We start from the raw sequence: 22,810 nt of genomic DNA, 5'->3' as shown, positions 1-22,810 counted from the left end.
AGTGGGGGGACGTACGGCGGGGGAGCGGGTGCGTCAACTCGCCGCCCCGGCAGGGGTGTACGACAACTGCCGGGCCACCAGCTCCGCGACCAGCCGGGGCCCGTTCTGTCCGCCCGGCCACGGCACCCGCAGCCACGGCTCGGCCGGCACGAGGGTGAGGTCACGGGCCTGGCGCGCGCGGCCGCCGCCGGTGATGTTGAGGAGGACGAGTTCGTCGCGCGCGATCCGCCCGGTGCGGGCGGCCTCCGCGAGGGCGGCGACGGCCACGCCCGCGCCGGGCTCGATGTCGATGCCCTCGGTCTCCTCGAAGAGGGCCATCGCGGCGAGCGCGGAACCGTTGTCCACGCGCAGGACATCGCCGCCGCTCTCGGTGAGCGCTTCCCGCACCCCGCCGCGCACGGCGAACGGGGGCCGCCGGTTGGTGAGTTCACGGGCCAATGGCTCGTGCTCGCGGTCGGCCGGCGCCGTGCCGGTGCCGTGCCACGCCTCGAACAGCGGGGCGAACGGCGCGTTCTGACACATCATCAGGCGCGGCAGCGGCTCGCCGTCCACCCGGACGCGGCGGGCCGCCTCGTGCGCGCCGAGGGCACCCGTGCCGCTGCCGACCGCCTGCACGTACGTCTGCGGCAGGCGCCCGATCGCGTCGGCGGCGGCCAGCATCACGGTGCCGAGGCCGTCCCGGCGCCCGACGTTGCGCGCGCCGCCCTCCGCGTGGTGGCCGGGCAGCGCGGACAGCAGCTCGGCGCAGGCGATGGTGTCGCTGTAGGTGGCGGAGCCGTCCAGGACGACGATCCGTACGCACGGATCCAGCGGCCCGGGGAAGCGCATGCCGTCCAGCGCCGGGGCGGGGACGACGATCAGACACGGCACCCGGTGGCGGGTCGCCGCCCACGCGAACGCGGCGGCCGTGTTGCCGGCCGACGGGATCACCAGGGTGGGCGGCTCGGCGGGCAGCCGGCCGAGCACGGTGTACGCCTCAAGGTCCTTGAACGTGCAGGTCGGCAACTCGGCGCCGCGCTCGGGCCAGTGGCCGTTGAACGCCACCCACAGCCGGTCCAGGCCCAGCAGCCGGCCGAGCCGTGTGGCGTGGTGGACGGCGGGGCCGGGCACGCCGGGAAACGTCCGGGCCACCGGGAGGGCCGCGCCGTAGCGGAACAGGCCGGTGCCGAAGGGGCCGGTGAAGGGCGCGTCGTACTCGGTGCGCAGGAACGCCGGTTCGTGCGGACGCGCGCAGTCGAGGACGAGTCCGTCGTCCTCGTAGCGCGTTCCGCAGGAGGAGCAGACGAGACAGTAGTGCCGGTCAACCGGGGGTACCTGGGGGTGTACTCCGGACATTCCAATGCCTTCCGCAGGGCCGTGCATCGCTGATCAATTGCAACCGGGACATCGCAAAGGGCAAGGGGAGCGCGCATGTCCATCGGCCCAACGGTCGGTTGATTCTCGGTGACCCGCGCCGCAGTGGTGTAGACCTGTCGAATGTTCAGTTCCGCTTCATTTTCCCTTCTCAGACGTGGTGCTGAGCGCGTGTTAGTCCTGGATGGCAGCCCGGGGCGCGTGCTCCTTGACGAGAGGACGGCGATTGAATGCGCGACACGCATGAAACGGGGAAGGCGGGGAATCCGCTTTCCCCTTCGCGATGGCTACCGTCCCAAATTCCGGTCCGTTTTCTGTCATGGGACGGAAAAGACGACCCCTCGGAATCGTCATCGGCCTATCAACTCCCGGACCCGGAACGACTCGTCGCCGCCTACCGGCGCATGGCCGTCGGCCGCCGCTTCGACATCCAGGCCACCGCCCTCGCCACCCAGGGCCGCCTCGCCGTCCACCCCTCCAGCCTCGGCCAGGAGGCGTGCCAGATCGGCGCCGCCCTCGCGCTGCGCCCCACCGACTGGCTCTTCCCCACCTACCGCGACTGCGTCGCCCTCGTCAGCCGCGACATCGACCCCGTCGAAGCGCTCACCCTGATGCGCGGCGACGCCCACTGCGGCTACGACCCCGTGCGCCACCGCACCGCCCCGCAGTGCACCCCGCTCGCCACCCACGCCGCCCACGCCACCGGACTCGCCCACGGCGAACGCCTCAAGGGCACCGACACCGTCGCCCTCGCCCTCCTCGGCGACGGCGCCACCAGCGAGGGCGACTTCCACGAAGCCCTGGGCCTGGCGGGCGTGCTGAAGGCACCGGTCGTCTTCCTCGTGCAGAACAACGGGTACGCCATCTCCGTCCCCCTCGCCGAACAGAGCGCCGCACCCGCCCTCGCCTACAAGGGGATCGGCTACGGCGTCCGCTCAGAACAGGTCGACGGCAACGACGCGCCCGCCGTCCTCGCCGTGCTCGACAGGGCTGTCCAGGACGCGCGTTCGGGCGGCGGACCCTGGCTGATCGAGGCGCACACCTACCGCGTCGGCCCGCACACCAGCGCCGACGACCCCGCGCGCTACCGGGCCCCCGAGGAGGCCGACCTGTGGCGCCGGCGCGACCCCGTCGCACGGCTGGAGACCTGGCTGCGCGGACGCGGACTGCTCACCGACGCCGACGTCACCGCCGTCGCCGCCGAGGCCGAGGAGTACGCCGCCCGGCTGCGCACCCGCCTCGCCGCCGACCCCACGCCCGACCCCCGCACGCTGTTCGACCACGTCCACAGCGTCCCCACCCCCCACCTGACCGAACAACGCGCCGCGCTGCGCGTGGAGTTGGAGAGGCGCTGAGATGACCCTCACCATGGCCAAGGCCCTCAACACCGCCCTGCGCGACGCGCTGGCCGCCGACGACCGCGTCCTCGTGTTCGGCGAGGACGTCGGCCGCCTCGGCGGCGTCTTCCGCGTCACCGACGGCCTCGCCGCCGACTTCGGCGCCCACCGCTGCTTCGACACCCCCGTCGCCGAGGCCGGCATCGTCGGCCTCGCGGTCGGCCTCGCGATGAGCGGCCTGCGCCCCGTCGTCGAGATGCAGTTCGACGCGTTCGCCTACCCGGCGTTCGAGCAGATCGCCTCCCACGTCGCCAAGTTCCGCAACCGCACGCGCGGCGCGCTCGGCCTCCCGATGGTCATCCGCGTCCCCTACGGCGGCGGCATCGGCGGCGTCGAGCACCACAGCGACTCCAGCGAGGCGTACTACGCCCACACCGCCGGCCTGAAGGTCGTCACCCCCGCGACCGTCGAGGACGCCTACGCCCTCCTGCGCGAGGCCATCGACGACCCCGACCCCGTCGTCCTCCTCGAACCCAAACGCCTCTACTGGACCAAGGCCGACGTCCAACTCCCGCACCGCGCCCAGCCGTTCGGCACCGCCGCGATACGCCGCCCCGGCACCGACGCGACGCTCGTGGCCTACGGGCCGTCCGTCCCCGTCGCCCTCGAAGCCGCCCGCGAGGCAGCCGCCGACGGCATCGACGTGGAGGTCGTCGACCTGCGCACCCTCGTCCCCCTCGACGACGCCACCCTCACCGCGTCCGTCCGCCGCACCGGGCGCTGCGTGATCGTCCACGAGGCACAGGGGTTCGCCGGAGTCGGCGCCGAGATCGCCGCCCGCGTCCAGGAACGCTGCTTCGACGCGCTCAAGGGTCCCGTCCTGCGCGTGACCGGACTCGACATCCCCTACCCGCCGCCGCTCCTGGAACACGCCCATCTCCCCGGCACGGAAAGGGTGTTGACGGCCCTGCACCGGCTCCTGCCCGCCGCCCCCGTGACCGCACGGCGCCCCGCCCGGCCCGTTCCGGCCGGCACCCGCACCGTCCGCACCTTCCAACTCCCCGACCTCGGCGAGGGGTTGACCGAGGCCGAGGTGCTGGAGTGGAAGGTCGCCGTCGGCGACGAGATCACCCACGACCAGACCGTCGCCGAGGTCGAGACCGCGAAGTCCCTCGTGGCCCTGCCCAGCCCCTACGCCGGCACGGTCACCGCCCTGCACTGCCGCGCGGGCGACACCGTCGAGGTCGGCGCGCCCCTGCTGTCGATCTCGGAGACGCGGCCGGCGGACGACGAGTCGGGCGCCGTCCTCACCGGGTACGGAACCGGCCGGACGAGTGTGCTGTCCGAACGGCGTACCGCGCACGACACCCTGCCGGTGCTGCCCGAGCAGCGTGCCGCGCACGACACCCTCCCCGCCCTCCCGCGCACCCAACTCCCCCCGACCCCCGCCCCCTTGGACCCCGCGGCCGAGAAATACCTCCGCACCCACCGCGACACCCCCGCCGTCACCATCTGGGCCGACGCCGACGCCACCCCCCTCCTCGCCACCCGCGAGGAAACCGGCATCGGCCTGCTGCCCCAACTCGCCCACGCCTGCCTGGCCGCCCTCGCGAAACACCCCGAACTCAACGCCCGCGTCGACACCGACCGCGCCCAGGCGCTCCGACTCCCGTACGTCAACCTGGGGTTCGCCGCGCAGACCGCGCACGGCCTGGTCGTCCCCGTCGTCCGCGACGCCGACGCCCTCTCCCTGGAGGCCCTGGCGGCGGAACTCGCCCGCCTCACCGCCCTCGCCCGCCGCGACGCGCTCCCGGCCGAACACCGCACGGGCGGCACGTTCACGCTGAACAACTACGGCCCGCTCGGCGTCGACGGCGCGACCCCGCTCCTCAACCACCCCCAGACGGCGATGCTCTCCGTCGGCCGCCTCACCGACCGGCCCTGGGCGGTCGACGGCCGCGCCGAGATCCGCAAGGTCGCCCACTTCTCCCTGACCTTCGACCACCGCGTCTGCGACGGAGGAACGGCGGCGGGCTTCCTGCGGCACGTCATCGACACGGCGACCGGAAGCGACACGGCGACCGGAAGCGGGGCCTGAGACACGGGAAGCGGGACCTGGGACCAGGCCCCGCCGACCGACTCAGAACCCCGGGATCCCCTGCATCGACTGCGCGAGCTGCCCCACCGCCACCACCAGCGGCGTCACCGGCTGGACGAAATCGTTCAGCCGGGTCAACGCCCGCCGCAACACCCCTGGTTCGGGCCGGTCCTCCGCCAACTCCTCCCGCAGCCGCCGCAGCTCGACACTCGTCCCCTCCGGATCGGTCAGCGACGACCGGTGGGCCTCAAGCAACTCCTCCACACGGGCGAGGAGTTCGGCGGTCCGCCCGGCGTCGTAGGACTGGAAGGACACCGCACCCGAGTACGCCGTCGCCCCCGGCCCGAGCGCCTGGTTGCCGACGTTGCTGGTGCCGCCGTACTGCACGACACCCTGGTTGATCACCGGACCCTGACGCCCGTCGTCACGCATGGAAGAAACCCCTCACTTGGTGGACCCGCCCGCCGGACTCGGCGCCGGCGCCCCCGACTGCTGCTGCGGGATGCCCTGGAGCGCGGTCGCCCCCGCCCCGATCGCCTGGTTGCCGATGATGCTCGTCCCGCCCTGCTGGATGACCCCCTGATTGAGGATCGTCTGCTGCTGGGCCCGGAAGTCGGTCGTGTCGTACCCGTGGGCGTCCAGGAACTCACGGATCGCGGCGAAGGTGTGCCGCTGGATCAGCGCCGTGACCCGGTCGGCGTCGAGCACCTGGAAATAGTTCTGGTACTCGGGCCCGAGCGCCATCTCCCGCACGCTGACCCGCGCCCCGTAGTCGTACCCCGGGTCCTGCTCCATCGCCTTCAGCTCGTCGTCCATCCGCCGCGCGTGCAGCTTCTCGAACCGGCCGTGGTGGAGGGCCCGCAGCGGCGCCGCGAGCAGCGCCCCGCCCGTGCGCCCGAGCGCGTTCAGCAGCACCCCGCGCTTCGCGTCACTCCCGAGCCCCGAGCCGCGCAGCCGGTCCACCGCGTGGTACCCGGCGCGCACCGGGCTCATGACGTGGTTGTCGATGTGCAGTTGAAGCGTCTGGCTCGCCGTCGAGAAGTGCAGCAGCACGCTCGGCACGACATCGCCGCCCCACAGCGGCACATGGACGGCCAGGTAGTGGCGGACGTGCCCGGTGGGCCGGCGCATGATCTCGCCGACGGTCTCCGGGGACAGCCGGGTGACCGGCGTCAGCCGGTCGTCGCGCAGGAACCGCTCGTCGTCCGTGAGGGTCGTGCCGTTGACGAAGACGCGGTCCTCGATCGTCAGGGAGCCCAGCGCCTCCTCCCCGGCGGTGGCCTTGAGGCGCCCGCGGACGTGGTCGATCAGCTCGGTCACCGTGAACGGCGTCGGCCTGCCGGGCCGGCCGGTGGGGTCGTCGGCGGGCAGCAGCGGCACCGTCAGCGGGTACTTGGAGACGGTGTTGCCGTAGCCCATCCACGGGGTGTAGCCGCTGTAGATCGTGACGTTGCCGTTCTGCGCCTCGCCGATCGCCGCGAGCCTGCGCGTCACCCAGTCCTTGCTCGGCGGCGCGGGCGGCGGCACCGTGCCGAACGTCGCGCGGGTCATCGTCGCCCGCAGCAACTGGTCGGTCCTCAGGTCGTGCTGGACGACCTGCGCGTACGCGAACGCCGCCGCGGCCAGCGCCGCGAGGACGGCCGGGACACCGCCCGCGTACGCGCCGAGCAGCCACCCGATGAACCCGGGCACCGGCAGCGAGGACAGCAGGACCCCGAAGTAGAACGTGACCAGCGTGATGATCCCGGCCGTCACCGCCGCCCCGAACAGGACTCGGCTCTCGGGCTGGTGGTGGCCGCGCGTCGACAGGCTCGGCTGCACCGGGCGCTGCGCGAGCCCGACCAGCATCGCGGCGGGCAGCAGCCACAGCGGCGCGACCAGCGCGACGAGCGCGAACGCCCCCGACAGCCGCAGGTCGCGGGCGTATCTCAGCTTCTGCGCGGCGAGGCTGTGCAGCGTGACCGCCACCAGGTCGACGTCCGGGGACGGCGCGACGGCGCTCGCCTCGTCGGCCAGGACCTCGTCCACCACCCGGCGGGCGAAGTTCTCGTCCGTGTAGGCCGCGGCGCACAGGTACCGGGTGACGTCCCCCGGCGCGCGGCCGAGCGGCATGGTCAGTGGCACGTTCCTCATCGCGGTCCCCTCTCCTGCTCCTGTGATCCGGCTCCTTCGACTCGACAACGCCCTCACCCTCCTGGCGGACACGCGTGTTCCGGGGGACCCTCTGGTCAGCAGTGCGAGCAACAGCCCCGCCGCGAGCCCGAAGATGAGGCCCGAGCGCAGGAAGATCTTCAGGACCTCGCCGTTGTACGTCAGTTCCTCCGCGTCGGGCCGGAACCACTCGGGCGCCGTCCACAGCAGCACGTACACGGCCTCCGACGCGAGCAGAGACCCGAGCAGGCAGCGCAGCCACCCCGGCACGGCGGCCGGCAGCCGTGCGGGCAGCAGGAGGATCCCGGCGAACAGCAGCGCGGTGACGGCGGTGTTGGCCGCGAGGTAGGAGCCGCCGCCGTAGTAGTCGGAGTGGTACTCCCAGCCCGGCGCCATCGCCGCCCGCAGGAACCAGGTCAGCGTCTCGTGGTCGAAGTAGTGCCGGACGTAGTAGTCGAAGAGGGGCCGCTGCACCCACGGGCTGCCCGCGACGACCAGCACCGCCAGCATGATCCACAGGCCGCGCCCGCTCGTCCCCGTACCCGCGATCCGCCGATGTGACAGCACTGGGGTTCCCCCGTCCCCGAGAACAGTGGCCGCACTCTATGGCATCCCCGGCCCGGGGGGACCCGAATCCGCGAACCCGCCACCGACTCGACTCGCCGCGTTCCAGGGCGAGTTGCCCGGCGTATGCCAGGAGACCGCGCCTGACCTGCGCGGGGCGCGCGCCGGGCCCGGGGCCGTGCGCACGAGACATTTACAACCGCCGCATGTGTCTCATAGGTTGGACAGGCGTCCACTTCAATGGTCGCCAGGTGCTTCTTCCCCTGGAGTCCCCCATGCCTGCTCCCGCCACTTCCGACAGCGCGGCCCCCGCCCGGCAGACCGCGGTCGACAAGGCGCTGGTCCTCCTCAAGTCCCTCGCCGAGGAGGACGGGGACATCGGTGTCAGCGAACTGGCCCGCCGCGCACGGCTCACCAAGTCGACGGCGTTCCGCCTGCTCGGCATCCTCCAGCGCAACGAACTCGTCGAGCGGGTCGGCAGCAACTACCGGCTGGGCACCCAGCTCTTCGAGATGGGCAACCGCGTCTACGGCCCCACCCCGCAACTGCTCCAGGACCGGGTCCAGCCCTACCTCGCCGACCTGTACGAACTCACCCACGAGACGGTCCACCTCGCGGTGCTGCGCGGCACCGAGATCGTGTACGTCAACCGGATCCAGGGCCACCGCGTCACCCGCTCGCCCTCCCGGATCGGCGCCCGCCTGCCCGCCTACTGCACGGGCGTCGGCAAGGCCCTCCTCGCCTTCGACCACGACGCCGCCGAGGCCGCCGTCGCCGCGGGCCTGCCCGCCCGCACCGAGTACACGCTCACCGACCCCGGCCGCTTCCACGCCGCCCTCGGCCACATCCGCCGCGACGGCATCGCCTACGACCGCCAGGAGGCCACCCTCGGCCTCACCTGCGTCGCCGTCCCCGTCCTCGGCCCCTCAGGACGCCCCGTCGCCGCGCTCTCCGTGGCCGGCTCCGACCACCGCTTCGACCCCGCCCGCCACGCCCCCGCCCTGCGCCGCGTCGCCCACGCGGCCTCCCGCGCCATCACCACCCGCCCGGCCGCCTGAGAGCCTGCCCCAAGAGCCTGTGTCGCATCCCCGGCCGGGCGCGCGCAGCCTGGCACGCACTCCCCCGAGCTCTCGACTTCGCTCGACCAGGGGGCACCCCCATCGCGGGCGCTCCGGCGCCTTGCGAGCAGGGGGTACCCCCTGCTTGGCAGAGCTTGGGGGAGCACCAGACGACGCGCTCCCCCAGAGGGGGCACCCCCAGATCCGGCCGGGGATGCGACACCAGGCTCTTACCGCCGTCCGCCCCCGTACGGGACGGTCAGCACCACGTGGACGACGCTCTCGCCGCCCAGTGACTCGTACACGTGCGGCCGGTCGCCCGGGTAGCGGGCGGAGTCGCCCGCGGAGAGGGTCACCGGGCTGTCGGCGGGCCCCACCCGTACGCGCCCGCTCACCACGTACAGGTGCTCCAGCGTCCCCGCCGGATGCGGCTCGGAGGAGCAGCCGGGGCGGCCCGGGACGCGGCCGAGGCGCACCAGGTAGTTGCGGACGACGCCGGACCCGTACACCTGGCCCAGGACACGGGACTCGAAGCCCGCGTCGCACTGCCAGACCACCTCGTCGCCCCGCTGCACGGTGACCGTCTGCCCGTGGTCGGCGACCAGCCGCGTCACCGGCACACCGAGCGCCGCCGCGATCGCGAACAGCGTGTCGACCGTCGGGTTCCCGGTGCCCTGCTCCAGCCGCGACAGCGTCTGCTTCGCCAGCCCCGCCTGCCGCGCGAGTTCGGCCAGGGAGAGGCCGCGCCGCTCCCTGAGCAGCCGGATGTTGTGCGCCACCATCGCGTTTCCTGAGGACACGCGACCACTGTAGACGCGGGCCCCGCACCGCGGGCCGGGCAGTGTACGCAGCTCAGCCGCCGTGCCACGGTGCGGCACGACGGCGTGACCACCGCATGGTCAGCGTCTTTCCTGGGGGACGGCCCGAGTTCTCCGACCGAAGGCGGCGGGAGATCCGACGCGGAACGTGCTGTCCGACGTGCGACCGGCGTCGTCGACCCCCGCTCCGGGCCCCGGCACCGTCCCCCCACACCGGTTCGACAGGAAGGAACGCCGTGAACGGACACCCCCAGTGGACCCGGCCCCGACCGATGAGGACCGTGACCGTCGGCACCGGCGCGCTCTCCTTCGCCGACGTCGTCGCCGTGACCCGGGACGGCGCCCAGGTCCGCCTCGGCGACGACGCCCTGACCGCGCTGGACAACGGCGACCGCACCGCCGGACACACCCCGCACGACCGGCCCGCCCGCCTGCGCACCCCACCACTGACCGCCACCGGCCCCGAGGCCGACCCCGAGATCGTGCGCGGCGCCATGCTGCTGCGCCTGTCCGCCCTCGCCACCGGCCGCACCGGCGTCCGCCCCGAGACCGCCCGCCGGATCGCCGCCCTCCTCTCCGCAGGCATCACCCCGGTCGTCCGCGAACACGACGCCCTCGGCTGCACGGGCGGCCTCGCCCCCGCCCTCACCGGCGAAGGAGAGGCCCGCGACGCGTCCGGCGTCCTCATGCCCGCCGCCGACGCCCTCGCCGCCGCCGGACTCACCCCCCTCGACCTGCGCGCACACGAAGCCGCCGCCCTCCTCGACGGCACCCCCCTCCTCGACGGTGCCCTCACCCACCTCGTCCTCGCCGTCACCGACCTGCGCCGGCTCCTGAAGACCCTGGACGTCGCCGCCGCCATGTCCGTCGAGGCCCTGCTCGGCACCGACCGCGCGTACGCGCCCGACTCACTCGCCCCGCACCCCGGCCGGGCCGCCGCCGGCGCCAACCTCGTCGCCGTCCTGGAGGGCTCCGGCGTCCTCGCCTCCCCCCAAGGCCGCACCCCCGCCCGGGACGCCCACTCCCTGCGCCGCACACCCCAGGTCCACGGCGCCGTCCGCGACACCGTCGAACACGCCGCCGACGTCGCCGCCCGCGCCCTCGCCACCGGCGGCCCGGACACCCCCGACGACCCACGCGACCGCCACGCCGAGCCCGTCGGCCACGCCCTCGGCCTCCTCGCCCTCGCGGTCGCCGACGCCGCCGCCATCAGCGAACGCCGCACCGCCCGCTTCCTCGACGCCGCCCGCAGCAACGGCCTGCCCGCCTTCCTCGCCGACGACCCCACCGCCGACAGCGGCCACATGGTCGCCCAGTACACGCAGGCCGCGATCGTCGCCGAACTCAAACGGCTCACGCCGCCCGCCCCGACCGGCCGGGGCGCCGCCCGCGAACTGCGCCGCGCCGTCGACGGCCTCACCCGCGTCGTCGCCGTCGAACTCCTCACCGCCGCCCGCGCCCTGGACCTGCGCGCGCCCCTCGCGCCGTCCGCCGCGACCGCGTCCGTCGTCAGACTCCTGCGCGAACACGGCCGGCCAGGACCCGACCGCTACCTCGCGCCCGAGATCGAGGACACTGTCGGCCTCGTCGCCTCCGGGGACGTCCTGGACGCCGTCGAAGCCGTCACCGGGGCGCTCGCCTGACGGCGCCCGGCGTGTCCCGGCCGCCGAAGCCGGATCATTGACGAGAACCCCTCCCCGACCGCACCGCGAGAAGAGGCACCACATGCCCGCGACACCCAGCGACCAGGTCCGCCCGCTGCCCGAACTGCTGCGCGGGCACGCCGAGTCGCGCGGGACGAAGGCCGCCTTCTCCGACCCCCGGCGCACCGTCACCTACGCCGACCTCGAACGCCGCACGGCACGCCTCGGCGGCCACCTCGCCGCCCTGCTGCCGCGCGGCGCCCGCGTCGCGATCCTGCTCGGCAACCGCGTCGAGATCGTCGAGAGCTACCTCGGCGTCCACCGCGCGGGCTGCGTCGGCGTCCCCGTCAACCCGCACTCCTCCGACGCCGAACTCGCCCACGTCCTCACCGACAGCGACGCCCGCGCCGTCATCACCGACACCGCCCACGCCGACCAGGTCCGCGCCGTGCTCCCGCCCGGCGAACGGCACCTCGTCGTCGTCGACGACGGGTACGAGGAGATCGTCACCCGCGACCCCGCCGCCCCGGCCCGCGACGACCTCGGGCCCGACGAGCCCGCGTTCCTCCTCTACACCTCCGGCACCACCGGCCTCCCCAAGGGCGTGCTGTCGACGCTGGGCGCCGTCCTGTGGAACATCACCGCCTGCTACACGCCCCTCGTCGGACTGTCCGAGCACGACACGATGCTGTGGCCGCTGCCCCTGTTCCACTCCTTCGGGCACAACCTGTGCGTGTTCGGCGTCACCGTCGTCGGCGCCTCCGCGCACCTCGTGCCCGGCTTCTCCGCCGCCGAACTCCTCGACGAACTGCGAGTCCGCCGCTACACCCTCCTCGTCGGGGTGCCGACGATGTACCACAACCTCGTCCAGGCCGCCGAGAAACAGGCCGCCGAGAAACAGGCCGCCGCGCACGAGGACCGCACCCCGCCCGCGCCGCGCGTCTGCCTGGTCGCCGGCGCCGTCACCACCCCCGCGCTCGCCGCGGCCTTCGAGAACGCCTTCGGCGTCCGCCTCACCGACACCTACGGCTGCACCGAGACCAGCGGCCCCATGGCGACCATGCGCCCCGGCGAGGACCCCAGGCCCGGCTCCTGCGGGCGCCCGGTGCCCGGCCTCGGCCTGCGCGTCGTCGACCCCGACACCGGCACCGACCTCCCCGCCGGCACCGAGGGCGAGATCTGGGTCAGCGGCCCCAACATGATGCTCGGCTACCACAACCGCCCCGACGCCACCGCCGAGGCCCTGCGCGACGGCTGGTACCGCACCGGCGACCTCGGACGGCGCGACGACGACGGCTACCTCTGGATCACCGGCCGCCGCAGCGCCGTCATCATCCGGGGCGGCGAGAACGTCCACCCCACCGAGATCGAAGCCGTCCTCCTCAAGACCCCCGGCGTCCGCGACGCCGCCGCCCACGGCCTCGCCGACGAGGAGTTCGGCCAGGTCCCGGCCGCGCTGGTGGTACCGGACGGGGACGGCGGCGTCGACGTAGCGGACCTGCTGGCCCGCTGCCGGCGTGAACTCGCCTACTTCAAGGTGCCGGTGGAGGTCCGCGCGGTGGCCGCCCTGCCCAGGACGGCCACCGGCAAACTGCTCCGTGCCCCGCTGGCCGACCTCCCCAGCCGCCTCCTCGGCGTCCCCGGCGTCCACGAAGGGCTCCAACTCGTCGGCGCCGGAGGTGAGTTGACGCCCGTGCCGGGGAGTGAGCCGCTGCGGTCCCTCGCCGGGCGCGCGGTGACCGTCACCGGGGACGACCGGCGGCTCGTCGAGCTGATCGCCGCCCACCTGGCCGACGCGCACGGCGCGCGGCGCGCGGACGCCGGGCTCGCCGTCACCGTCACCGGATCCACCGTCACCGTCGACGGCACGACGCTGCTGCTCGCCGACGGGCTCGGCGAGCGGCGGATCCTCGACGCCGTGGACGTCGCCGTCGGGCGGCCCGGCAGCACGCTCGTCACCGCCGTGCGCGCCGCCGGCCCCGAGCCGCTGCCCGCACGCGCGGCCCTGACCGGCACCGGTCTCGCCGGCCTCGTCGACCTCGTGCTCGGTCAAGTCGCCGACGTCCTGGGGGAGTCCGGGGCCGTCGAACCCGGGCGGGCGCTGCGGGAGTACGGGCTGACCTCGGCGGACGCCGTGCGGCTGCGCGACCGGATCGCCGCCGCCGTGGGGCTGCCGCTGCCGACCACGCTGGTCTTCGACCATCCGTCGGCGCGGGCCATCGCCGGGTATTTGCGGGACGAACTCGCCGGGGGCGGGGAGACACCGGCCTCCGTGGCCGCATCGGCCGCTCCGGGCTCTTCGGCCGACGCCGACGACGACCCCGTCGTCCTCGTCGGGCTCGCCTGCCGTTACCCCGGTGGTGTCACCACCCCCGACGACCTGTGGCGGCTCGTCGCCGACGGGGCCGACGCCACCTCCGGGTTCCCCGAGGACCGGGGCTGGGACCTGGAACGGCTCGCCGCGAACTCGCACACGCGCCGGGGCGGATTCCTGCACGACGCCGCCGACTTCGACGCCGAGTTCTTCGGGATCTCGCCCCGCGAAGCACTCGCCACGGACCCCCAGCACCGGCTGCTCCTGGAGACCGCGTGGGAGGCCCTGGAGCGCGCCGGGATCGACCCGGCGTCCCTGCGCGGCGAACGCGTCGGCGTGTACGCCGGGCTGATGCTCCACGACTACCTCGGCGACGCCGGCCGCGTCCCCCGCGAACTGGAGGGCTACCTCGCCACCGGCGTCCAGGGCGGCGTCGCGTCCGGGCGGATCGCCTACACGCTGGGGCTGCGCGGGCCCGCGCTGACCATCGACACCGCCTGCTCCTCCTCGCTGGTCGCCCTGCACCTCGCCGCGCAGGCGGTCCGCCGGGGCGAGTGCGCGCTCGCGCTGGCCGGCGGGGTCGCCGTGATGGGCACCCCCCAGGGGTTCCTGGAGTTCAGCAGACAGGGGGCGCTGTCCGAGGACGGCCGGTGCAAGCCGTTCGCGGCGGCGGCCGACGGCACGGGCTGGGCCGAGGGCGCCGGGATGGCCGTCGTCGAACGGCTCTCCAGCGCGCGCCGCGCCGGGCACCCCGTGCTCGCCGTGCTCCGCGGTTCCGCCGTCAACCAGGACGGCGCGTCCAACGGCCTCACCGCGCCCAGCGGGACCGCCCAGCGCGAGGTCATCCGCCTCGCCCTGAAGGACGCCGGGCTCACCCCCGCCGACGTCGACGCCGTCGAGGCGCACGGCACCGGGACCCGGCTCGGCGACCCCATCGAGGCGGGGGCCCTCCTCGCGACGTACGGGCAGGGCCGCGAACGCCCCCTGTGGCTCGGCTCGTTCAAGTCCAACGTCGGCCACACCCAGGCCGCCGCCGGCGTGGGCGGCGTCATCAAGGTCGTCCAGGCGATGCGGCACCGGACCCTCCCGAAGACCCTCCACATCGACGCGCCGTCCCCCCACGTCGACTGGGCCTCGGGGGACGTGCGGCTGCTGACGGAGAGCATCCCGTGGCCGCAGACCGGCCGGCCTGCGCGGGCGGCGGTGTCGTCGTTCGGGATCAGCGGGACGAACGCGCACGTGATTCTGGAGGAACCGCCGATGGACCTGGCGTCTCCGGCGGACCGCGTGCCTTCGGTGGACCGCGTGCCCTCGGCGGGCCCTGCACTTCCGGCGGGCCGGGTGCCCTTGGCGGACCCCGAGCCCCTGGCGGGCCGCGTGCCTTCGGTGGACCGCGTGCCCTCGGCGGGTCCTGTACTTCCGGCGGGTCCCGAGCCCATGGCGGTCTCCGAGCCGCTGGCGGACCGCGTGCCTCCGGCGGATCGGGTGTCCTCGGTGGTCTCCGAGCCGCTGGCGGACCGCGTGCCTTCGGCGGCCTCCGCGCCTTCGGCGGACCGGGTGTCTTTGGCGGTCTCCGAGCCCATGGCGGTCTCCGAGCCCCTGGCGGCCCCCGCGCCTCCGGCGGACCCTGTGCCCTCGGAGGCCCTCGAACCCGCCCCCGTCGCCCTCCCCCTCTCCGGTAAGTCCCCCGACCGCCTCCGAGACTGGGCCGCTGCCCTCCTTTCCGTCACCGGTACCGCCGCGCCCCGTGACCTCGCGTACTCCCTCGCCACCACCCGTACCCGCTTCCCGCACCGCGCGGTCGTCGTCGGTGCCGGGCGGGACGAACTCCTCGCGGGCGTACGGGCGGTGGCGGGCGGTGAGGCGGCGGCGAACGTCGTCGCGGGTGTCGCCGACGTCGACGGCAGGACTGTGTTCGTGTTCCCCGGCCACGGCAGCCAGTGGCCCGGGATGGCGGCAGGGCTGATGGGCGTGCCGGTGTTCGCCGAGACGGTCCTCGCGTGCGAGCGGGCCCTCGCGCCGCACGTCGACTGGAAACTGACGGAGGTGCTGGCCGACCCCGAGCGGCTGGAGCGGACCGACGTCGTGCAGCCCGCCCTGTTCGCGGTCACCGTGGCGCTGGCCGCGCTGTGGCGGGCCCACGGCGTCGAACCGGACGCGGTGCTCGGGCACTCCGTCGGCGAGATCGCCGCCGCACACGTCGCGGGCGCGCTGTCCCTGGAGGAGGCCGCGCGGATCGTCGCCGTGCGCGGACGGGTCACCGCGGGCCTCGGCGCCGGTACCGGCATGGTGGCGGTCGGCGCGCCGCGCGAGCAGGTCGACTGGCTCCTCGAACGCTGGCCGGACCGCCTGTGGATCGCCGGCCTCAACGGGCCGTCCGCCACGGCCGTCGCCGGCGACGACCTAGCCCTCAAGGGCCTCCTCACCGAGTGCGCGCTCGACGGCGTCCACGCGCGCCGCGTCCGCATCGGCTACGCCTCCCACTCGCCCCGCATGGAGGCGCTGCGGGAGGAGTTCCTGACCGCGCTGGGGAAGGTGCGCACGCGGGAGCCCTCCGTGCCGATGTACTCCACCGTCGACCTCGACTGGACCGACGGCGCCGCCCTCACCGCCGGGTACTGGTACCGCAACCTCCGCGAGCCCGTCCGCTTCCAACAGGCCGTCGAACACCTCGCCGGGCACGGCTTCCGCGTCTTCGTGGAGTCCGGCGCGCACCCCGTCCTGACCGCCGCGACCGAGGAGATCCTGGACGACGCCGGCACGACCGCCGTCGTCACCGGCACCCTGCGCCGCGACGACGGCGGCCCCGCACGATTCCTCACGTCCGCGGCGAGCCTGTACGTACGCGGCGTGGACGGCGTCCGCCTCACGTCCGCTGCCGGACGCCCCGTCCCGCTGCCGACGACCCCGTTCCGGCGCCGTCGCTTCTGGCTCACCACGACCACCGCGCACCGCACCGGCACCGGGCACCCCTTCCTCGGCGCCCCGGTGGAGTCCGCCCGCAGCGGCGAACTCGTCGCCACGGGCCGCGTCTCCCCCTCCGACCACCCCTGGCTCACCGACCACGCCGTGGCCGGCACCTGCCTCCTCCCCGGCACCGCCCTCCTCGACCTCGCCCTCCGCTCCACCCCCGACGCGACTCTCACCGAACTCGTCATCCAAACCCCGCTCCTCCTCTCCCACCAGGGATCCGTAGACCTCCAGGTCGTGACCGACCCCGCCCAGGGAACCGTGGAGATCTTCGGCAGGCCGGAGCAGCCCGGGAGCCGCTGGGTACGGCATGCACAGGGGACGCTGACGGAGGCGACCGGCGCGCCGGGACGGACCGACGGACTGAGGCCCGGGGCCGAATCCCGGAGTAGCGCGGGGGAGTTGGCGGCTGGGGCTGGGGCTGGGGCTGGGGCTGGGGCTGGGGCTGGGGCTGGGGCCGGGAGTGGTGAGCCGGGTCGTGGTGCTGGGCTGGTGCGGGGTGCTGAAGCCGGAGGCGGCGCAGCGGCGTTCGCTGCCGCGTCCAGGGGCGCTGTGGAGGCGACGGCAGTCGGGCCCGAGAGCCGCGCCGAGCCGCACGGCGGCCCGCGCGCCCGCGCTGTCGAGCCGTGTGGTGGGCCCGAGGATTCCGTCGCAGGTTCGGACAGCGGCCCGCGCGCCCGCGTCGTCGAGTCGCACGGCGGTTCCGAGGCTCCGGCCGCCGGCTCGCAGAGCGGCCCGCGTGCCCGCGCCGTCGAGCCCCACGGCGACCCCGAGGCCCGCGTCGCCGAGCCGCAAGCCGCACCGCATGCTCTCGCCGGTGAGGACCCGGCAGGCTCCGGTGACCTCCCCACCCCCTTCCCTCCCCCCGGCGCCGAATCCCTCCCCGTCGACTACCCCGCCCTTGCCGCGCGCGGGCACGAGTACGGGCCCGCGTTCCAGGCGGTACGTGCCCTGTGGCGGCACGGTGACGTCCTGTACGCCGAGTTGCGGTTGCCCGAGGAGGCGCCGGGTGGGTTCGGTGGGAGGGGGCTGCACCCGGTGCTCGGGGACGCCGCGCTGCACGCGCTCGTGTTCACGGCGGCTGCCGAGGACGGGCAGGTGAGGTTGCCGTTCGTGTGGCGGGACGTGTGGGCGGGGGAGCGGCAGGAGACGGAGGCGTACGTGCGGTTGGCGCCTGCCGGTTCGGAGGTCGCCGTCACGTTGACGACCCTCGCGGGCGAGCCCATGTTCCGGGGCACCCTCGGCCTGCGGACCGTCGCGCTGCGGGAGCTGACCGGCGCGGTCCCGACGGACTCGGTGTACCGGATGCGGTGGACCGAGCTGCCGGCGACGACCCCGGCGATGGACCCGGCCACGGCAGCCGTGTCCGGCGTCGAGGTCTGGACCCCGCCGGCAGGCGATGCGCGCGCGGCGACCATGGCCACCCTGCGCCGTATCCAGCGCGCGCTGGAGACCGACGCGGACACTCCCCTCGCCGTCCTGACCCGCGTCGACGACCTCGGGCACGCGGCGGCGCGGGGCCTGGTGCGGTCGGCGCAGTCCGAGCACCCGGGCCGTTTCCTGGTCGTCGAGACGGACGACGACCCGCGTTCGGCGGGGCGGGTCGCGGAGGCGGTGGCGGCGGCTCGCCCGCACGTGCGGATCAGCGAGGGCCGTCTCAGGGAACCGGCGCTGGCGAGGGTCGCCCCGTCCCGCGCCGAACGCCCGGACCTCGCCGCCGGCACCGTCCTGATCACCGGCGGCACCGGCACCCTCGGCTCGCTGCTGGCCCGCCACCTGGTCACTGAGTACGGCGTGCGCAGCCTGCTGCTGACCAGCAGAAGCGGGGGAGGGGACACGCTCGCCGGGGAACTGCGCGAGCTGGGCGCCGAGGTGACCGTCGCCGCGTGCGACGTCGCCGACCGGGACGCCCTCGCAAACGCCCTGGACCTCGTCCCGGACGCGTACCCGCTGACCGGGGTCGTGCACGCGGCCGGCGTGCTGGCGGACGGCGTGGTGACGGGGCTGACGGAGGACCAGGTGGAGCGCGTGCTGCGGCCCAAGGTCGACGGCGCCCTCAACCTGCACGAGCTGACCCGGGACCGGCCGCCGGCCGCGTTCGTGCTGTTCTCGTCCGTCGCCGGGGTGCTCGGCAGCGGCGGCCAGGGCAACTACGCGGCCGCGAACGCGTTCCTCGACGCGTTCGCCGAGTGGCGCAGGGCCCAGGGGCTGCCGGCGCAGGCCCAGGCGTGGAGCTTCTGGGAGGAGATCTCCGCGATGACGGCCGTCGTACGGGACCGCGACTTCCCCGACGGGACGCTGCCCCTGCCGACGCCGTTCGCGCTGGCCCTGTTCGACGAGGCGCTGCGCCAGGACGACGCCGCCCTGACGCTGGCCCGCTTCGACCTCGGCAAGCTGCGGACGCGCGGCGCGCCTGCCCTGCTGCGCGGCCTGGTCCCGGCCACGCCGGCCCCGGCACCCGCCGTCCGCCTGCGGGACCTGGACCCGGCCGCGCGCGCAGAGCGGCTGCTGACCGAAGTCCGGGCGATCGCCGCCGAGTTGCTGGGCCACGAGGACGCCGAGGCACTGCCGCTCGACGCGAGCCTGCACGAGTTCGGGCTCGACTCCCTGACGGCGGTGGAGCTGCGCAACCGGCTGAGCGCGCTGACCGGCCTGCGGCTGCCCGCGACGCTGGTGTTCGACCACTCCGAGCCGAGGGGCCTCGCGGAGCGTCTGGGCCGGGAGATGGCGGCCGCGGACGGTGTGGTCGGATGACCGGAACAGAAGTCGATCATGAGAGCGCGATGGAGGTCGTGATGTCACTCAGCCCGGCGGACCCGACAGCGTTGGCGGGCCTGCGGATCATGCTCACCGGCGCGGCGGGCGGCCTGGGCCGGGCGATCGCCGGTGCCGCCCACGCGGCCGGCGCGCACCTGGTCCTGACGACGCGGACGGCCGACTCGCAGGCCCGCGCCGCCGAAGGGCTCGACCAAGTCCCCGAGGTCCTGACGGCCGTCGCCGACGTCACCGACGCCGCCGAACTGGCCGCCGCCGTCAAACTCGCCACCGACCGCCTGGGCGGCGTGGACGTCCTCATCAACAACGCGGGCATCCCCGGCCCGGCGGGGCCCGCGTGGGAGAGCGACCCCGCCGAGTGGCAGCGCGTGATGGACGTCAACCTCGGCGGCGCCCTCGCGGCGTGCCGCGCGGTGCTGCCGGGGATGATCGAACGCGGCCGGGGCCGGGTGATCACGATCTCCAGTCACGCCGGGCACACCCGCTGGCCGTACGTCAGCGGGTACTCGGTGTCCAAGGCGGCGGTCAACAAGCTCACCGAGAACCTGGCGATCGAACTCCTCCCGCACGGCATCGCCGCCTTCAGCTACCACCCCGGCCTCCTCGACACCGGCATCGGCGCCGCCCCCGCCGGCGAGGTCGGCGACCCGTGGCAGCGCCGCGTCGACTCCTGGCTCGCCGCCCAGCGCCGCGCCGGCCGCTACACCACCCTCCCCGTCGCCCTCACCAACCTCCTGCGCCTGGCCTCCGGCGAGGCGGACGCCCTCACCGGCCGCTACCTCACCTACGAGGACGACCTCACGGCCCTCATCGCCGCGACCGCCTGATCAGGCCCCCGGGGACGCCGTCGCCTTCCCGGGGGACCCCGCCGCCCCCTCGCCTCCGCCGGGCGCGCCCCAGCTCGCCAGCAGGCGCAGCCGTTCCTCGTCCGGGGTTCCCGGTTCGGCGGTGTAGAAGGTCATGTCGTGCGGCGTGCCCCGGTCCGACAGGCGCAGGTCCACCGACTGGTAGGTCAGCTCGACGTCCCCGATCGCGGGGTGGCGCAGCTCCTTCGTCCCGTGGTGGTGGATCAGGACGTCGTGCGCCGCCCAGTGCGTACGGAACACCGCGCTCATCGTCGACAGCTCACCGATCAGCTCCCGCAGCACCGGGTCGTGCGGCTCGCGCCCCGCCTGCGCCCGCAGCAGCGCGGCCGTCACGACGGCGGCCCGGTCCCAGTCGACGTAGAAGTCCCGGGCGGCCGGGTCGAGGAAGATGAACCGGGCGATGTTGGCCCGCCCCCGCTCCTTCGTGGCGGGACTCTCGAACAACGGCGCGAACAGGGCGCGGGCCAGCGCGTTCGAGGCGATGACGTCCATCCGGCCGTCACGGACGTACGCCGCCGACAGCGTCATCGAGTCCAGCAGCCACTCCACGCGCGGCGGCGCCGCGACCTCCTTGCGCCGGGCGGGCGCATGCCGCGCCGGACGGGCGGCGCGGGCCAGGTCGAACAGGTACGTGCGCTCGTCCGTGTCCAGCCGCAGCGCCCGCGCGACCGCGTCGAGCACGTCCTCGGAGACGCCCGCGATGTGGCCCTTCTCCAGCCGCGTGTACCACTCCGTGCTCACCCCGGCGAGCACGGCGACCTCCTCGCGGCGCAGGCCCGGTACCCGGCGCCTGCTGCTCGCCGCCATCCCGGCCTGCTCGGGGGTGATACGGGCCCGTCTGCTGGTGAGGAAGTCGCGGATCTGCGCCCGGTTGTCGTCGGAGTGGTCCATGCCCTCAACGGTAGCCACGCGCGCGCGAAGAGGGAGGTCGAGTTTGTACCCCCTCTGAGCCCGCCCGCCTCACCAGAGGGTCACCGTCTCGCCGGGCCCGATCACGCTCCGGTGGACGACCACGTTCCCCAGGTCCCGGGAGAGCCGGACGGCCAACGCGCGCACGGCCTCCGTCCACTCGTCCGGCGCGTCCGGCGGCGGGACGGCGACCAGCTCCAGGACGTCCGAGGGGCTGGTGGCCCTGCCCTCGGCGACCGGGCCGCTCAACGCGAGGTGCAGGGGCGGGGGTTGGAGAGACGCGCCCACCTCCGCACGGACCCTCTCCGCCACGCGGCCCCGCAGATCGGCGAGTTGACGCAGCGCACCCCACACGACATGCCCCGGCACCAGACACACGTCCTCCCCCTGACGCCGGGGCGCAAGCAGCCCCAACAGCCCCAGCCGAAACAACGCCGCCTCCGCCTGCGTCCCCGTCACCGCCGCCCGCCTCGTCAACTCGACCAGCGGAAGCGGGCGTTCGGGTTCCATGACATGGTGACCGACGAGCGCGCCGACCAGCCGGCCTGAGGTGCCGGGGAAGAGCGCGGAAAGAGGCGACTCGAAATTCACGGCACTCCTGACGGGGGATTCTCGCCGGCCCCGAAGACGGGTGGCATCGACGACGCGACCGGCGAGAGTTTGTGGGGTGGACGGGGGGATGGGGGCGGCGGGAGTTCAGAGGGCCGGCGGGAGTTCATGGTGCCGGCGAGATCTCAGAGGGCGGCGAGGTCCAAGGGGGAGTGGGACTTCATGAAGCCGGCGAGGTTCATGATGGGGCGAGCGGGGCTTCGTGAAGTCGGTGAGTGGTCATGGCGCGGGCGGCTGATCGAGGGAAGAGAGCGTGTCGTGGAAGGTCCGCAGTACCCCCAGGAACCCGCTCCGACCCCACAACGCGACCCCGAGAACCGTCACGAACACGGCCGTCATGTGCACCGCCCCCGGCAGATCCCGCCCCGACACCGCCCGCATCGCCCCCTGATCCCCCCGCGCCCACGCCCTGGTCGCCTCCGCGATCGCGAACTCGTAATGCGGCGGCGCCACCGCGGCGACCTCATCGGCACACCGCACCACACGCCCCAACTGCTCCCGAATCCCGGTCAGTTCCACAATCCCCACGGTGGTGTGCAACAGCCCACTGAGCACGGCGTAAACCTCCACCCACCCACTTTCCCCCAACCCCGCGAGCGCCCCCTCCACCCCATCTGCATCACGATCCGCATACGCCCGCAGAACCCCGAGGGCACGATCACGAGAGGCGAATTCCGCCGCGTCACTCATGCCCCGACCCTACGAACCTTCCCCCCACAAAAGATCGGTCTCCCGACGCATCACCCCTCAGCAGAAAGCACTAAGACCCCCGAGCCGGCATTGGTGACGGGCCGCGCGCGAGGGGGGCGGCGGACCGGCGTGCAGCCGATGGCTTGGCAGGCCAGTTCGCCGGGGCCGTCGCCGGTGGACCGCACCGGGGCACTGACGCCTTGAACAGCACGCGTTATGACCGGGCGAACAGACCCGCGACGCCCGCTACGGCTCCAGGCGGAGGCCGACAACCCCGCAGGGGCACACCACCCGGCGGGGCGTGGACATGGGGAAGGTGACGCCCCCTCGACTCGAACGGGCGCCACCCGGCAACCCCGCGCAGCGAAGCCCCGCGCACCCGCCCCACGAGCCCCGACGGACACCGCCCCGCGCCGAGCGCTCCGCGCGGCGCGTCTTCTTGCCGGGAGCCGCCCGCGCGGGCCGGTGTTTTTGTGAGGCGGGCTGCCGCCCGACGCCCTTCGCCCCGTGAGCCCCGACGGACACCGCCCCGCGCCGAGCGTCCTGCGCCGAGCGCTCCGCGCGGCGTGCCTTCTCGCCGGGAGCCGCCCGCATGGGCCGGTGCTTCTTGTGAGGAGGGGGCTGTCGCCCGACGCGCCCTCTCCACGCCGGTGTC

Annotated in this window: 13 protein-coding genes and 1 pseudogene; 7 read left to right on the top strand and 7 right to left on the bottom strand. The window is 74.5% G+C overall.

The features are described 5' to 3' along the window. Positions 1–33 precede the first annotated feature (33 nt). The gene (locus IAG44_RS03570; RefSeq protein WP_187745674.1) at positions 34–1,335 is read right to left on the bottom strand and encodes a cysteate synthase; all 1,302 of its coding nucleotides are present in this window, start codon (positions 1,333–1,335) and stop codon (positions 34–36) included. 248 nt (positions 1,336–1,583) lie between these two features. Between IAG44_RS03570 and IAG44_RS03565 the strand changes: the two genes are divergently transcribed. The 3 genes and pseudogenes from IAG44_RS03565 (at position 1,584) to IAG44_RS43200 (ending at position 4,788) form a co-directional block, all read left to right on the top strand. Further along, positions 1,584–2,708: a thiamine pyrophosphate-dependent enzyme gene (locus tag IAG44_RS03565; protein WP_187745673.1), complete on the top strand. Its 1,125-nt coding sequence runs from the start codon at positions 1,584–1,586 to the stop codon at positions 2,706–2,708. Position 2,709: 1 nt separating this feature from the next. Beyond that, a pseudogene (locus IAG44_RS43205) lies at positions 2,710–3,669 on the top strand (alpha-ketoacid dehydrogenase subunit beta); the annotation flags it as partial. Continuing rightward, entirely contained in the window at positions 3,646–4,788 is a 1,143-nt protein-coding gene (locus IAG44_RS43200) for a dihydrolipoamide acetyltransferase family protein (RefSeq protein ID WP_246563635.1), read from the top strand. The pseudogene IAG44_RS43205 and the gene IAG44_RS43200, both read left to right, overlap by 24 nt. Before the next feature lie 42 nt (positions 4,789–4,830). Here the strand turns inward: IAG44_RS43200 and IAG44_RS03555 are convergent, their stop codons facing one another. Next, on the bottom strand, positions 4,831–5,220 hold the full coding sequence (locus IAG44_RS03555) for a hypothetical protein (protein WP_187745671.1): 390 nt from the start codon (positions 5,218–5,220) through the stop codon (positions 4,831–4,833). Between the two features lie 12 nt (positions 5,221–5,232). Beyond that, the gene (locus tag IAG44_RS03550; RefSeq protein ID WP_343075716.1) at positions 5,233–7,506 is read right to left on the bottom strand and encodes a hypothetical protein; all 2,274 of its coding nucleotides are present in this window, start codon (positions 7,504–7,506) and stop codon (positions 5,233–5,235) included. Positions 7,507–7,778: 272 nt separating this feature from the next. Between IAG44_RS03550 and IAG44_RS03545 the strand changes: the two genes are divergently transcribed. Then, entirely contained in the window at positions 7,779–8,561 is a 783-nt protein-coding gene (locus tag IAG44_RS03545; protein ID WP_187745670.1) for an IclR family transcriptional regulator, read from the top strand. A gap of 230 nt (positions 8,562–8,791) precedes the next feature. Here IAG44_RS03545 and IAG44_RS03540 read toward each other — a convergent pair whose 3' ends face one another. Next, positions 8,792–9,361, bottom strand: coding sequence for a helix-turn-helix domain-containing protein (locus IAG44_RS03540; protein ID WP_246561416.1), 570 nt, complete (start codon positions 9,359–9,361; stop codon positions 8,792–8,794). A gap of 290 nt (positions 9,362–9,651) precedes the next feature. On the opposite strand from IAG44_RS03540, the gene IAG44_RS03535 reads away from it, so the two are divergent. The 3 genes from IAG44_RS03535 (at position 9,652) to IAG44_RS03515 (ending at position 19,908) form a co-directional block, all read left to right on the top strand. After that, positions 9,652–11,022, top strand: a complete 1,371-nt coding sequence (locus IAG44_RS03535; protein ID WP_187745669.1) for an aromatic amino acid lyase — start codon at positions 9,652–9,654, stop codon at positions 11,020–11,022. Positions 11,023–11,104: 82 nt separating this feature from the next. After that, positions 11,105–19,060, top strand: coding sequence for a type I polyketide synthase (locus IAG44_RS43195; protein ID WP_246561415.1), 7,956 nt, complete (start codon positions 11,105–11,107; stop codon positions 19,058–19,060). Next, positions 19,057–19,908 carry an SDR family oxidoreductase gene (locus IAG44_RS03515; RefSeq protein WP_246561413.1) on the top strand — a complete coding sequence of 284 codons (852 nt, stop codon included), beginning with the start codon at positions 19,057–19,059 and terminating at the stop codon, positions 19,906–19,908. Before IAG44_RS43195 ends, IAG44_RS03515 begins: the two co-directional genes overlap by 4 nt. Here IAG44_RS03515 and IAG44_RS03510 read toward each other — a convergent pair whose 3' ends face one another. The 3 genes from IAG44_RS03510 to IAG44_RS03500 form a co-directional block, all read right to left on the bottom strand. Continuing rightward, on the bottom strand, positions 19,909–20,838 hold the full coding sequence (locus IAG44_RS03510) for a helix-turn-helix domain-containing protein (protein WP_187745668.1): 930 nt from the start codon (positions 20,836–20,838) through the stop codon (positions 19,909–19,911). 69 nt (positions 20,839–20,907) lie between these two features. Continuing rightward, positions 20,908–21,447 (bottom strand): hypothetical protein, encoded by a 540-nt coding sequence (locus IAG44_RS03505; protein WP_187745667.1) that lies wholly within the window; start codon positions 21,445–21,447, stop codon positions 20,908–20,910. 237 nt (positions 21,448–21,684) lie between these two features. Further along, positions 21,685–22,155, bottom strand: coding sequence for a hypothetical protein (locus tag IAG44_RS03500; RefSeq protein ID WP_187745666.1), 471 nt, complete (start codon positions 22,153–22,155; stop codon positions 21,685–21,687). Between the last annotated feature and the right edge of the window lie 655 nt (positions 22,156–22,810).

The organism is Streptomyces roseirectus (assembly GCF_014489635.1).
Classification (GTDB): domain Bacteria; phylum Actinomycetota; class Actinomycetes; order Streptomycetales; family Streptomycetaceae; genus Streptomyces; species Streptomyces roseirectus.
The sequence above is the reverse complement of the archived record's forward strand: the minus strand, read 5'-3'. Positions and strand labels throughout refer to the sequence as shown.

Coding starts and splice junctions, on each gene's coding strand:
- IAG44_RS03570 (WP_187745674.1), bottom strand. CDS start 1,335: ATGTCCGGAGTACACCCCCAGGTACCCCCGGTTGACCGGCACTACTGT.
- IAG44_RS03565 (WP_187745673.1), top strand. CDS start 1,584: ATGCGCGACACGCATGAAACGGGGAAGGCGGGGAATCCGCTTTCCCCT.
- IAG44_RS03555 (WP_187745671.1), bottom strand. CDS start 5,220: ATGCGTGACGACGGGCGTCAGGGTCCGGTGATCAACCAGGGTGTCGTG.
- IAG44_RS03545 (WP_187745670.1), top strand. CDS start 7,779: ATGCCTGCTCCCGCCACTTCCGACAGCGCGGCCCCCGCCCGGCAGACC.
- IAG44_RS03535 (WP_187745669.1), top strand. CDS start 9,652: ATGAGGACCGTGACCGTCGGCACCGGCGCGCTCTCCTTCGCCGACGTC.
- IAG44_RS43195 (WP_246561415.1), top strand. CDS start 11,105: ATGCCCGCGACACCCAGCGACCAGGTCCGCCCGCTGCCCGAACTGCTG.
- IAG44_RS03515 (WP_246561413.1), top strand. CDS start 19,057: ATGACCGGAACAGAAGTCGATCATGAGAGCGCGATGGAGGTCGTGATG.
- IAG44_RS03510 (WP_187745668.1), bottom strand. CDS start 20,838: ATGGACCACTCCGACGACAACCGGGCGCAGATCCGCGACTTCCTCACC.
- IAG44_RS03500 (WP_187745666.1), bottom strand. CDS start 22,155: ATGAGTGACGCGGCGGAATTCGCCTCTCGTGATCGTGCCCTCGGGGTT.